This is a genomic window from Mycobacterium paraseoulense (assembly GCF_010731655.1).
GTDB lineage: Bacteria > Actinomycetota > Actinomycetes > Mycobacteriales > Mycobacteriaceae > Mycobacterium > Mycobacterium paraseoulense.
Genome location: NZ_AP022619.1, coordinates 70,470 through 82,445 on the forward strand (window position 1 = coordinate 70,470; position 11,976 = coordinate 82,445).

The window sequence follows — 11,976 nt, forward strand, 5'->3', positions numbered from 1 at the left end:
TCTCCTTTGCGGTTTCTATCGGCTAGACGTCACTTGGTTCCGCCGGGGCCACCCGGGGTGCCTCCGGCGCCGCCCGAGGGGGAGCCGGGGGTGAAGCCGGGCCCGAGGAATATGAAGGCGCCGTGGCTGTACCCGGCGTTCAGGCCTTCCAGGCGGATGCTGCACGGGCGATTGCCGTCGGGGCCGACGATCACGATGTTGTTGCTGTAGCGCAGGTACTCGTTGTCGCCGTTGGCGGCGCGGGCCTGGGGGGCCTGGTACTCGGCGAGCGTGTCGGCCACGTCGTCGGGTGGGCCGCTGCATTCGTAGCGTGTGCCGTTCGCGTCGTGGGAGTACGCGTGATAGTGGCCGGCGATGTAGGAGCCGATGTTCTTCTGCAGCAGGATGATTCCGGGAACGAGGCAGGCGACGGCGGCCACGGCCAGCGCGCCGGCGATCACGAACAGGCGGTTGCGGCTCACGGCTGCCACCGGCTCGCCGTGTGGACCACCGTGCCGCCGTTGCCCGCCGGGTACAGGTGCCAGGTCTGCCAGCGCCAGCCGGTGCCGTCGGGTTCGGCGGCCAACGCGGTCAGCGCGGCGTCGTCACCGGGGAAAGAGCCGCCGAGCCAACCCTTTTCCCGCGCGCACCGGCCTCGAAGGTCACGCGCGACGCGCCGGAAGGTCGCCTCGTCGTACCGATCGACGCGGGATTCCAGCGAGTAGCCGGGCGCGGTCGTGCGCTCCGGCAGGTCGACGCCGTGGCCGCGTGCCGTGCACGAGACCTCCTCGGAGAACCGGCCCGCGGCGTGTTCGACCGTCACGACGTGCGACGCGCCGAGGACCCCGAGCAACAGCGCGCCGCCGGCGGGGTGCGTCAGCGCGGATGTTGCCAGCGGCGGCGGTGCGGGCACGTTGAGCGCGAGTCCAAGGTTTTGCCCGGAGACGTCCGAGGGCGCTACGGCGAGCTGATGAAGCGGCACCGACGCGCTCCTAGGAGGACGACGAGGGCGGGGGTGCCGGATACACGGTCAGTTCGCCGGCCAGCACGGGCTTGCCGGTCGAAACCTCCCACGGCATGCCCGGCGCCCAGCGCTCGAACGAGAGCAGCGCCGACTCGTCGGCGTTGGCGCAGTCGACGAACTCCATCTCGCCGCCCGCCGGCAGGCCCGTGGTGCCCTCGGTGGTGAACGAGGCGCGACCGCGTTCGGACTCGTGGAACGTCACCCCGTCGACGACGTAGGAGTCACCCGGCTGCAGCCCAACGTCCTTGCGGCTGACCCACATCGCCAGCTCGAGGCGCCCGTCGTCCTCCTCGACACTGAACCAGATCGGCTGGTCGCCGCCCTCGAGCAGGTGCTCCCACCACACGAACGGGCCCTCGCGGTACGTCACCGATCCGCGGACCACGTAGTCGACGCCGCCGTAGCTGACGATGGCGCCGGGCCCGAGCTGGCGGGGGCCGAACTCCGGCATCGCGTTGAACGAAAGGGGGTCCTGGCGCCCGCGCGGCGGGCCCGGCTGCTTGGGGCGCCGCAAAGCGATGACGAGGACGACGATGGACGCGATGAACAGCACGATCGCGATAACGACCAGCAGTGATCCCACGCGAACCCTTCCGTTGCCACCTTGCTCGAGCGAACGTCGGCTAAAGCTAACAGCTTTTCGGTGGATTCGGCGCTGTAACGTCCCTACACGAATTGGGCGGCGGCGCCGCGTGTCCTCCGCGGAGCCGTCGGTCGCGACCGCTAGGGTATCGAACAGCTGTTCTACAGGTGGGAGCGGGCAATGCGGGTGATGGGCGTCGACCCCGGGCTGACCCGATGCGGATTATCGGTCGTGGAAAGCGGGCGCGGGCGCAACGTGGTCGCGCTGGACGTCGACGTGGTGCGGACCCCGTCGGATGCACCGCTGGCCAGGAGGTTGCTGGCCATCAGCGACGCCGTCGAGCATTGGCTGGCCACCCATCAACCGGACGTCGTGGCGATCGAGCGGGTGTTCTCCCAGCTGAACGTGTCGACGGTGATGGGCACCGCACAGGCCGGCGGGGTGGTCGCGCTGGCAGCGGCCAAACGCGGCATCGATGTGCACTTCCACACGCCCAGCGAGGTCAAGGCCGCCGTCACCGGCAACGGCGCCGCGGACAAAGCTCAGGTTACCGCGATGGTCACGAAAATCCTTGCGCTGCAAGCCAAGCCGACGCCGGCCGACGCCGCCGACGCGCTGGCCCTGGCGATCTGTCATTGCTGGAGGGCGCCGATGATGGCCCGGATGGCGGCGGCCGAGGCGCTGGCGGCGCGGCAACGTCAGGCGTATCTGGCCAAGCTGAAGGCCGCTCGGTGATCGCCTCGGTGCGCGGCGAGGTGCTCGAGGTGGCGCTCGATCACGCGGTGATCGAGGCGGCCGGCGTCGGCTACCGGGTGAACGCGACACCGTCGACGCTGGCGACGCTGCGCACGGGGACCGAGGCCCGGCTGATCACCGCGATGGTGGTCCGCGAGGACTCGATGACGCTCTACGGGTTCCCCGACTCCGACAGCCGCGACCTGTTCCTGACGCTGCTGACGGTGTCGGGCGTCGGGCCGCGCCTGGCGATGGCGACGCTGGCCGTGCACGACGCCGCGGCGCTGCGGCAGGTGCTGCACGACGGCGATGTCACCGCGCTGACCCGGGTGCCCGGCATCGGCAAGCGCGGCGCCGAACGGATGGTGCTCGAGCTGCGCGACAAGGTCGGTGCCGGCGCGGCGGGCGCACCGGGCGGCGCGTCGGCGGTGAACGGGCATGCCGTGCGGGGGCCGGTGGTGGAGGCCCTGGTGGGCCTGGGCTTCGCGGTCAAGCAGGCCGAAGAGGCGACCGACAAGGTGCTGGCCGCCGAGCCGGACGCGACGACGTCGGGTGCCCTGCGCGCGGCCCTGTCGACGCTGGGTAAGTCCCGATGACCCGCGCCGGCGACGACGACTTCGCCGACCGCGAGCTGTCCCCTGCCCTGGCCGTCGGGGAGGGCGACATCGACGTCAGCCTGCGGCCGCGCTCGCTGGGGGAATTCATCGGCCAGCCGCGGGTGCGCGAACAGCTCCAGCTGGTGATCGAGGGGGCCAAGAACCGCGGCGGCACACCGGATCACATCCTGCTCTCGGGTCCGCCCGGGCTGGGCAAGACGTCGCTGGCCATGATCATCGCCGCCGAGCTCGGGTCGTCGTTGCGGGTCACGTCCGGTCCGGCCCTGGAACGCGCCGGTGACCTGGCCGCCATGCTGTCCAACCTGGTCGAGCACGACGTGCTGTTCATCGACGAGATTCACCGCATCGCCCGGCCCGCGGAGGAGATGCTCTACCTGGCCATGGAGGACTTCCGGGTCGACGTGGTGGTCGGCAAGGGTCCCGGCGCGACGTCGATACCGCTGGAGGTGGCGCCCTTCACCCTGGTCGGCGCCACCACGCGGTCCGGCGCGCTGACTGGCCCGCTGCGCGACCGGTTCGGCTTCACCGCGCACATGGACTTCTACGAGCCCGCCGAGTTGGAGCTGGTGCTCGCCCGCTCCGCCGGCATTCTTGGCATCGAGCTGGGCGCGGAGGCGGCCGAAGAGATCGCCCGGCGCTCGCGCGGCACGCCGCGAATCGCCAACCGGCTGCTGCGCCGGGTCCGCGACTTCGCCGAGGTCCGCGCCGACGGGGTGATCACCCGCGACGTGGCCAAGTCGGCGCTGGCGGTCTACGACGTCGACGAACTCGGTCTGGACCGGCTGGACCGGGCGGTGTTGTCGGCGCTGACCCGCAGCTTCGGCGGCGGGCCGGTCGGGGTTTCGACGCTGGCCGTGGCCGTCGGCGAGGAGGCCGCCACCGTCGAGGAGGTGTGCGAGCCGTTCCTGGTCCGCGCCGGGATGGTCGCCCGGACGCCGCGCGGCCGGGTGGCCACCGCACAGGCGTGGACGCACTTGGGCATGAGCCCCCCGGCCGGGTTCACGGGGCTGGGGCAGGTCGGCCTGTTCGACTAGCCTCAGCGGGTCGCGACCATTATCAACGACCATTATCAAATCGTGACCTGCCGGGTGAGCAATCGCCCGAAGGGGCGTTCGCCCCGACTCCGGCCCGCTCAAGAAGCCGCCACCAGGGATAACACCTCGCGGACCACGCCAGTCGTGCCGCAGTCCGGGTCGCACAGCAAACACCTAGGTGGTCAGCGGTCGGTTATGCGTGGGCCCCGCCGGGTAACCAGGGTCACAGCAGCAATATCCGTTGAAGGAGATTCTCATGAGGACCACGCGCCACGACTACGAACGCCCCCGCGCGCTGTACATGCCACGTTCCCGCGGCGCGCTGACGGGGCTACTTCTGATCCTTCTGGGGGCCTGGGGCGCATTGGTGCCGTTCTTCGGGGCCAACATCGACTGGGCCTACACGGCCGATCCGGCGTGGACGTGGACCGCGGCCAAGGGTTGGCTCGAGGTGCTCCCCGGCGCCGCTGCCGCGGCGGCCGGCCTGCTGGTGCTTCTCTCCGGCAACCGCGCCAACGCGGTGCTCGGTGGCTGGCTGGCGGTCGTTGCCGGCGCCTGGTTCGTCGTCGGCCGCGCCTTCGCGCCGACACTGGGCATCGGCGACGTCGGCCAACCGATGGCCGCGACGGACCTCAAACGCACCCTGCTCGAGGTCACCTACTTCACCGGGCTGGGCGCGTTGATCGTGTTCCTGGGCGGGGCCGCGGTGGGGCGCCTGGCGGTTCGGCACGCGCGAGACGTAATGAGGGAACCGGCGGTGGCGGCCGACGCCGTGCCGGCGGGTGAACCCGCCGTGTACGACGAGACGCGCGGCGTGACCGCGGCACGCACGGACCGGGCGGAAGCCGAGCCCCGCGGGCGCGGCTTGTTCGGCCGGCGCGCCGGCGGCGGCCTGTTCCACCGGCACCACCACGCCGGCGTGTAGTTACCCAGTCACGCGGGAGGTGCCGGCAGCCAAGGCTGCCGGCACCTTTTCGCGTTTAGGACGGTCGGAGCACCGCAGGTCGGTAAAGTCCACCGGCACACCGAGACACGCGGATGCCTACGTCGCGCTGCAGGCCTCGACGACCGAGGAGGAGCGATGCTCACAGCCGGGCTGATATTCGCCGCATTGGCGGCGTTACTGCATGTGTACATCTTCGTGATGGAATCGTTGACCTGGACCTCGCCGCGCACCCGGGCCACTTTCGGCACCACGGCGGAGGAGGCCGAGACCACCAAGCTGCTGGCGTTCAACCAAGGCTTCTACAACCTGTTCCTGGCGGTGGTCAGCGGCGTGGGAATCGTTACGATTGCCTTGCGGCACAACGCCGTTGGTGCGGCGCTGATCCTGGCCGGCGTCGGGTCCATGGCCGCGGCCGCACTGGTGCTGCTGTTGTCGGCGCCGGCGAAGGCGCGGGCCGCCGTGACGCAGGGCGCCTTTCCGGTCATTGCGATCGTGCTGCTGCTCCTCGGGCTTCAGTAGTAACACCGGCCTCACCAGCCCCAATGGCCACGGCCGGGGGTGGCTTTCGACCGCCGGATGGGTTACGAGTGGAAACCGCCGGGTACCCATGGCGGGCCGGAAACAGGCCCGGTATTTAACGAGGGGATGTCATGAAATACGCAGAAGACGGCCAACCCCGCGGGCTGAGCATGCCGCGTTCGCGCGGCGCGGTCAGCGGATTGCTCCTGGTCATTCTGGGGGCGTGGGGGGCGTTAATACCGTTTGTCGGACCGCGCTTCAATTTCGCCTACACACCTGACCGGGAGTGGGCGTGGAGTTCGGCTCGAGGGTGGCTCGAGGTTCTGCCGGGGGCCGCGACCGTGTTGGGCGGTCTCTTGTTGATCGTCGCCGGAAACCGCGTGGCGGCGATGCTGGGCGGCTGGCTGGCCGTCCTGGCCGGCGCCTGGTTCGTCGTCGGAGGTCAATTCGCGCCGCTGCTGGGCATCGGCTCCGCCGGTGACCCCGTCGCCGCCACCGAGCGCAAGCGTGCGGTGCTCGAGGTCACCTATTTCTCCGGGCTGGGTGCGCTGATCATCTTCGTGGGCGGTGTGGTGCTGGCGCGCACCGCCGTGCGCCTGGCGCGTGACGTGCAACCCGTGGCGCCGGCGGCAGCCTCGGCGGCGCCGGGCGTGGAACCGTACCGGGAGTCGGTGTACGAGCCGGCCGAGGTGTCCTCGGGCGCGCTGACCAAGCCGCGTACGGCCGCCGACCCGGAGCCCAAGCGGGGATGGCGTCGCCAGCGCCCCGCGTCGGGTGCCAACGCCGCGTACCTGCGGTGGCCGCACCCCCAGCAGTAACGCGCTCTGACGCAACAGCAATCGCCCAGTCCCTCGCGGGGACTGGGCGATTGCCGTCTGGCGCTTACAGCAGTCCGAGCAGCTGCAGGTCGGTGATGTACTTCACGATGATCGGCGCCGAGACATGCGGAATGTCTTTGTCCGGGCCGATCTTCGCGTCCTGCACGGCGGCGCGGAAGCGGTCGGTCGGTGCCATCGACCCGTTGATCGGCTTCTCCGGCTCCTGGTAGTTGTGCAGCAGCGGCAGCAGCGAGTACTGGCGTTGCCGCTCGGGCAGGGTCCGCATCGCCTGTTCGAACCGCCGCAGCCATTCGCCGTAGTCGGCGACGCGCTGGATCCCGTAGCCCTCGTCGACCAGCCAGTCGACGTATTCGTCGAGACCGATGCCGTCGTCGTACGGATTCATCACGTGGTACGTCTGGAAGCCATCCCCGCTGGAGGCGTTGTCGAGCACCTGCGTGCCCAGCGTGGAGATCGCCGCGGCGACGAACTCGACCGGCAGCCCGTCGTAGTGCGCACGCTGGCGGTTGCCCTCGGCGTCCAGCTCGTAGAACGAACCGGGAGCGACACCGGTGGCGACCAGGCTCAGCATCAGCCGGGTGAACATGTCCGGCAGGTTGAGCTGACCCGCATAGCTGGTGTCGGCCAAAATCATGTCGCAGCGGAACACCGCGGCCGGCAGGCCGCAGAGGTCGTGCGCCTCGCGGAGCAGCACCTCGCCGGCCCACTTGCTGTTGCCGTAGCCGTTCGCGTAGCTGTCGTTGACCGCCCGCGTCGCGCTGATCTGCCGGATGTCGGCGTCCTCGACGAACTCGCCCGGCTTGATCTGGTCACCGACGCCGATCGTCGACACGTAGGCATACGGCTTCAGCCTGGTGGTCAGCGCGATCCGGATCAGTTCGGCGGTACCCAGCGCGTTGGGGCCGAACAGCTCGCTGTACGGCAGCACGTGGTTGACCAGGGCGGCCGGGTCGACGATCAGGTCGACCGTGTCGGCCAGCCGCTGCCAGGTCTGCGGGTCCAGGCCGAGGTTGGCCTCGCCCTTGTCGCCGGCGATGACCTCGAGGTGGTCGGCGGCCAGTTCCCGGTAGTGCGCCACCAGCTTCGGGTCGCCTTGCGGAGAGCCGACGCCGAAGGTCTTGTCCAGCCGGGCCCGCGCCTCGTCGTCGGACTTGGCCCGCACCAGGGCGATGACCTTGCCGTCCACCATGTCCATGCGCTCGAGCCATTCCAGCGCCAGGTAGCGGCCCAGGAAGCCGGTCGCGCCGGTCAGCAGCACCGTCCGGACCTCGGTAGTGGGCCGCGGCAGGCTGGGTGCGGCGGCCAGCGTCTCGGCTTCGAGGAACTTGTCCAGGGTGAGGTCGGCAGCGCGCACCGTGGTGGCATCACGACCGTGCACCCCGCCATGAACGAAGGCGAACGTCGGCCGCTTGGTGCCCTGGCGCTCGCCCTCGATGTAATTGGCGATGGCCTGCAGGTCGCTGGCCGGGCTGACGATCACGCCCACCGGGACGTCGATGTCGAAGATCTCGCGCAGCAGGTTGCCGAACGTCAACGCCGACAACGAGTCTCCGCCGAGATCGGTGAAGTGCGCGTCGGGGGTCAACTCGGTGCTCGCCGTGCCCAGCATGGCCGCGGCGGCCCGGGTCACGGTCTGCAGCACGGGCGCGCTCGCGCCGTTGCGGCGCAACTCGGCCAGCTCGTTGGCCTGCCCCTGGGCCAGCTCGGCGTAGAGCTGTTCGAGCCGCTCGCCATAGTGCTGCTTCAGCTTCGGCCACGCCAGCTTGCGGATCCCGGTCAGCAGACCGTTCTCCAGGCTGAACGGTGTGGTCTCGATGATGAAGTCGCGCGGCACCTCGTAGGACTGCAGGCCCGCCTGACGCGCGACGTTCTGCAGCGAGTCGGCGATCTTGCCCTTGAGCGTGTCGAGGTCCCAGCGCGCCAGGGCCTCTTGGGTGGGCACCACGACGGCCAGCAGGTACGGCTGCGAGCTGTTGCCGTAGACGTAGATCTGGCGGACCAGCGGGCTGTTGCCGAATTCGGCCTCCAGCTTGGCCAGGGTCACGAACTCGCCCTGCGCCAACTTCAGCACGTTGTTGCGGCGGTCGACGTACACCAGCTTGTCGGGTGCGACCTCGGCGAACACGTCGCCGGTCCGGTAGTAGCCGTCCTCGTCGAACACGTTGGCGGTGGTCTCGGCGCGCTTGTAGTAGCCGGGAAACATGTTCTCGGTCCGCAGCAACAGCTCGCCGCGCGGATACGGCCGGTCGGTGCTGAAGTAGCCCAGGTCCGGCACATCGACCAGCTTGTAGTCGATCACCGGCGGGCGCTGGATCTCGCCGTCGAACAGCACCATCCCGGCCTCGGTCGAGCCGTAGCCGTCCGTCAGGTGCATCTCGAGCAGGGACTCCACCCAGGTGCGCAACTCCGGTGAGGTGGGGGCCGAGCCCGTCATCGCGAAGATGAACCGCCCGCCCAGCAGGTACTGCCGCTGCTCGGCGAGCACCTCCGCCTCGATGGCTGTCCGGTCGGCACCCTCGGTCAGTCGCCGCTCGACCTGGCGCTGGAATTCGCCGAACAGGGTCTCCCAGATGCGCGGCACGAAGTTCAGCTCGGTGGGCCGCACCAGCTCGAGGTCTTCCAGCAGCGTCGACAGGTCGCTCTTCGCGGCGAAGTAGGCGGTGCCGCCGTTGCCCAGCGTGCCGTACAGGATGCCGCGGCCCATCACGTGGCTCATCGGCATGAAGTTGAGGGTGATCGACGCGGCGCTTTCCCCGAACCAGTTCCTGCTGCCCCGGCGCCAGATCTTGGCCACGTTGCTCTGGGGGTACATCGCCCCCTTGGGTGCGCCGGTGCTGCCCGAGGTGTAGATCAGCAGGGCCAGGGGGTCGGAGCCCTCGCCGTCCGGCAGCGGCGTGTCCGGCAGCGCCCTGCCGCGCTCGAGCAGCTCGGCCAGCGTCTCCACCGCGACGCCGGCGCCCGCCAGCCGCGTGCGCGCGGTTTCCAGCGCCTCGCGCTCGTCGTCGACCTCGGGGTGGTAGTCGAACGCCACCAGCTTGGCGGGCCGGTGGCCGCTCAGAATCAGCTCCACGGCTTCGGGCAGCTGGTTCGCGCTGGCCGCGATCACGGTGGGCTCGGTCTCGGTGACAATCGACTGCAGCGAGGCCAGCGACGCGCTGGTCTGCAGCGGCACCGACACCGCGCTGATCGTCGCCAGCGCCATGTCGATGGTGGCGTAGTCGACGCTGTTGAAGCCCAGCACACAGACCCGGTCACCGACGTGCACCTCGCCGTCGGCCCAGGCGCGGCCAAGCGCGGCGACCCGCTCGCCCAGCTGGCGATAGGTGATGGTCTCGAAGCGGGGGAGCAGCTCCAGCCGGGTGCGCCCGGTCGCCCCATCCTCGACGAATTCGACCACCCGGTGCGCCAGCGCGGGACGGTCGGCATACCCCTCGAGCACGGTGCGGATGACCTGCGGGAGTCGCATCCCGGGCTTCTCGACGGCGGCCTCGACCGCCGGGTCGGGGTGGGCGGCGGCGAACTGCGGGTCGTTGGCGGTCAGTTCCTCGATACGGCGCTCGAGCCGCTCGTCGCGATCAATGGTCGACATAAACAGTTTCCTCGCAATGAAAGATGGTGAGTCATTTTGCGCCAATGCGCCGACTGATAGAACGTTAGCTAAAGTAACGGTATTCCACCATGACCGCGGCCCGGCCGGTGTTGTGAGATTGCCCACGCCGACCGTCGATGCGCCAGGTCTAGAGGTCGCCGAGCAGCCCGCCCAATACGTCCAGCCCCTCGCGCAACAGCTCGTCGCCGATGGTCAGCGGGGGCAGCAGCCGGATGATGTTGCCGAACATGCCGCAGGTCAGCACGACGACTCCGGCGGCATGGGCCGCGGTGGACAACTTCTGCGTAAGCTCCGCGTCGGGCTCGGCGGTTCCCGACTTCACCAACTCGATGGCGATCATGGCGCCCCGGCCCCGCACGTCGCCGATCCGGTCATCGCCGGCCTGCAGGCGCAACAGCGGTTCGGTGATCAGCCGTTCCAGCTGTCGGGCTCGCTCGATCAGCCCGTCACTTTCGATCGTGGTGATGGTGGCCAGCGCTGCCGCACACGCGACCGGGTTACCGCCGAATGTGCCGCCCAAACCGCCGACATGCGATGCGTCCATGATCTCGGCGCGGCCGGTGACCGCCGAGAGCGGCAGCCCGTCGGCGATGCCCTTGGCCGTGCAGATCAGGTCGGGCTCGATGCCCTCGTGCTCGCAGGCGAACATCGCGCCGGTGCGGGCGAACCCGGTCTGCACCTCGTCGGCGATGAACACCACGTCGTTCTTCCGGCACCAGTCGAGCAGGGCGGGCAGGAACCCCTCGGCCGGCACGATGAATCCGCCTTCGCCCGCGATCGGCTCGATGATGACGGCGGCCAGGTTGTCGGCGCCGACCTGGCTCTCGATGACGTCGATCGCCCGGGCGGCGGCCTTCTCCCCATCGGTGGCCAGCTCCTTGTCCAGCAGGCCGTCCCGGTAGGGATAGGACACCGGGGCCCGGTAGACCTCCGGCGCGAACGGGCCGAAGCCGCTCTTGTACGGCTTGGACTTGGCCGTCAGCGCCATCGCCAGGTTGGTGCGGCCGTGGTAGGCGTGGTTGAACGCCACGACGGCGGGCTTGCGCGTGTACGACCGGGCGACTTTGACGGCGTTCTCGACCGCCTCGGCGCCGGAATTGAACAACACCGAGCGCTTCTCGCCGGTGCCCGGCGTGATCCGGTTGAGCTCCTCGGCGACGGCGATGTACTGCTCGTACGGCACGACCATGAAGCAGGTGTGGGTGAACTCGGCGACCTGCGCTCGCACCGCCTCCACCACCCGCGGCGAGGAGTTGCCGATGGTGGTCACCGCGATGCCGGACGCCAGGTCGATGAGCCGGTTGCCGTCGACGTCCTCGATGATGCCGCCGGAGGCGCGGGCCACGAACACCGGCAAGGAGACGTTCACCCCGTGCGACACCGCCGCGGCGCGGCGTTTGGTCAGTTCCAGCGAAGCGGGACCGGGGATTTCGGTGACCAGTTGGCGAGTCTGATCGAGGCCGGCCACGATTTTCTCCTCACCGCGGCGCGGCTGTCACGTCGCCACCCAAGCCTATCCGCCCCGGCGTCCGCGGGCCTCCCGCGCACCGCGGGGCTCGGGAGCGACCTGCAGCAATGGCACACTGGCCGGTACGAGGTGCGCGGCCCGCGGGTCGTCCCGGCACTAACGCCCTTCGACGCCACTACGAAAGACAGGCCCGTTCATGGAGAGTTTGATTCTGTTCCTGCCCTTCCTGCTCATCATGGGCGGGTTCATGTACTTCGCGTCGCGGCGCCAGAAGCGCGCGATGCAGGCCACCATCGACCTGCACGAGTCGTTGCGGGCCGGCGACCGCGTGCACACCACCTCCGGCCTTCAGGCCACGGTCGTCGCGATCACGGACGACACCGTCGACCTCGAGATCGCGCCCGGCGTGGTGACCACCTGGATGAAGCTGGCGATCCGCGACCGGATCCTGCCCGAGGACGACGAAGACCTGGCCGACGGTGACGACTCCGACGACCTGGCGGAATTCGACGAGGGCCGGCTGCCCAAGGATTCCTGACGGGAAATCCCAGCCCGGACGCCACGGCGGCGGGCCGCTTGCGCCACGGTCGCGCGCACGACACTAGGCTCGTCCGGGGTAAGA

The 11,976-nt window shown here is 69.7% G+C and carries 12 protein-coding genes; 7 read left to right on the forward strand and 5 right to left on the reverse strand.

The genetic code is table 11. The features are described 5' to 3' along the window. Nucleotides 1–29 precede the first annotated feature (29 nt). The 3 genes from G6N51_RS00390 to G6N51_RS00400 are packed head-to-tail and all read right to left on the reverse strand — an operon-like array spanning nucleotide 30 to nucleotide 1,586. On the reverse strand, nucleotides 30–461 hold the full coding sequence (locus G6N51_RS00390; RefSeq protein ID WP_083173287.1) for a DUF4247 domain-containing protein: 432 nt from the start codon (nucleotides 459–461) through the stop codon (nucleotides 30–32). Further along, entirely contained in the window at nucleotides 458–961 is a 504-nt protein-coding gene (locus G6N51_RS00395; RefSeq protein ID WP_083173224.1) for a DUF2617 family protein, read from the reverse strand. Before G6N51_RS00395 ends, G6N51_RS00390 begins: the two co-directional genes overlap by 4 nt. 10 nt (nucleotides 962–971) lie before the next feature. Then, a complete protein-coding gene (locus tag G6N51_RS00400; protein ID WP_083173223.1) occupies nucleotides 972–1,586 on the reverse strand; it encodes a DUF4178 domain-containing protein in 615 nt (204 codons plus the stop codon). A 180-nt stretch (nucleotides 1,587–1,766) separates the two neighbouring features. Between G6N51_RS00400 and ruvC the strand changes: the two genes are divergently transcribed. The 6 genes from ruvC (at nucleotide 1,767) to G6N51_RS00430 (ending at nucleotide 6,255) form a co-directional block, all read left to right on the forward strand. Continuing rightward, the gene (ruvC, locus tag G6N51_RS00405; RefSeq protein ID WP_083173222.1) at nucleotides 1,767–2,321 is read left to right on the forward strand and encodes a crossover junction endodeoxyribonuclease RuvC; all 555 of its coding nucleotides are present in this window, start codon (nucleotides 1,767–1,769) and stop codon (nucleotides 2,319–2,321) included. Next, entirely contained in the window at nucleotides 2,318–2,917 is a 600-nt protein-coding gene (gene ruvA / locus G6N51_RS00410) for a Holliday junction branch migration protein RuvA (RefSeq protein WP_083173221.1), read from the forward strand. Before ruvC ends, ruvA begins: the two co-directional genes overlap by 4 nt. After that, the gene (ruvB, locus tag G6N51_RS00415) at nucleotides 2,914–3,972 is read left to right on the forward strand and encodes a Holliday junction branch migration DNA helicase RuvB (RefSeq protein WP_083173220.1); all 1,059 of its coding nucleotides are present in this window, start codon (nucleotides 2,914–2,916) and stop codon (nucleotides 3,970–3,972) included. Before ruvA ends, ruvB begins: the two co-directional genes overlap by 4 nt. Nucleotides 3,973–4,228: 256 nt before the next feature. Beyond that, a complete protein-coding gene (locus G6N51_RS00420; RefSeq protein ID WP_083173219.1) occupies nucleotides 4,229–4,897 on the forward strand; it encodes a hypothetical protein in 669 nt (222 codons plus the stop codon). 156 nt (nucleotides 4,898–5,053) lie between these two features. Continuing rightward, nucleotides 5,054–5,437, forward strand: coding sequence for a DUF1304 domain-containing protein (locus G6N51_RS00425; protein ID WP_083173218.1), 384 nt, complete (start codon nucleotides 5,054–5,056; stop codon nucleotides 5,435–5,437). 131 nt (nucleotides 5,438–5,568) lie between these two features. Further along, a complete protein-coding gene (locus tag G6N51_RS00430; protein ID WP_083173217.1) occupies nucleotides 5,569–6,255 on the forward strand; it encodes a hypothetical protein in 687 nt (228 codons plus the stop codon). Between the two features lie 64 nt (nucleotides 6,256–6,319). Here G6N51_RS00430 and car read toward each other — a convergent pair whose 3' ends face one another. Next, complete coding sequence (car, locus tag G6N51_RS00435) at nucleotides 6,320–9,865, reverse strand: carboxylic acid reductase (protein WP_083173216.1); 3,546 nt, start codon at nucleotides 9,863–9,865, stop codon at nucleotides 6,320–6,322. Nucleotides 9,866–10,013: 148 nt separating this feature from the next. Continuing rightward, a complete protein-coding gene (gabT, locus tag G6N51_RS00440; RefSeq protein ID WP_083173215.1) occupies nucleotides 10,014–11,354 on the reverse strand; it encodes a 4-aminobutyrate--2-oxoglutarate transaminase in 1,341 nt (446 codons plus the stop codon). A gap of 196 nt (nucleotides 11,355–11,550) precedes the next feature. Here gabT and yajC point away from each other — a divergent pair, with 196 nt between their 5' ends. Then, nucleotides 11,551–11,892: a preprotein translocase subunit YajC gene (gene yajC, locus G6N51_RS00445; RefSeq protein ID WP_083173214.1), complete on the forward strand. Its 342-nt coding sequence runs from the start codon at nucleotides 11,551–11,553 to the stop codon at nucleotides 11,890–11,892. Nucleotides 11,893–11,976 lie beyond the last annotated feature (84 nt).

Bases quoted from the DNA above. Each gene is read 5' to 3' on its own strand.
- ruvC (WP_083173222.1), top strand. From the start codon at position 1,767: ATGCGGGTGATGGGCGTCGACCCCGGGCTGACCCGATGCGGATTATCG.
- ruvB (WP_083173220.1), top strand. From the start codon at position 2,914: ATGACCCGCGCCGGCGACGACGACTTCGCCGACCGCGAGCTGTCCCCT.
- G6N51_RS00420 (WP_083173219.1), top strand. From the start codon at position 4,229: ATGAGGACCACGCGCCACGACTACGAACGCCCCCGCGCGCTGTACATG.
- G6N51_RS00425 (WP_083173218.1), top strand. From the start codon at position 5,054: ATGCTCACAGCCGGGCTGATATTCGCCGCATTGGCGGCGTTACTGCAT.
- G6N51_RS00430 (WP_083173217.1), top strand. From the start codon at position 5,569: ATGAAATACGCAGAAGACGGCCAACCCCGCGGGCTGAGCATGCCGCGT.
- car (WP_083173216.1), bottom strand. From the start codon at position 9,865: ATGTCGACCATTGATCGCGACGAGCGGCTCGAGCGCCGTATCGAGGAA.
- yajC (WP_083173214.1), top strand. From the start codon at position 11,551: ATGGAGAGTTTGATTCTGTTCCTGCCCTTCCTGCTCATCATGGGCGGG.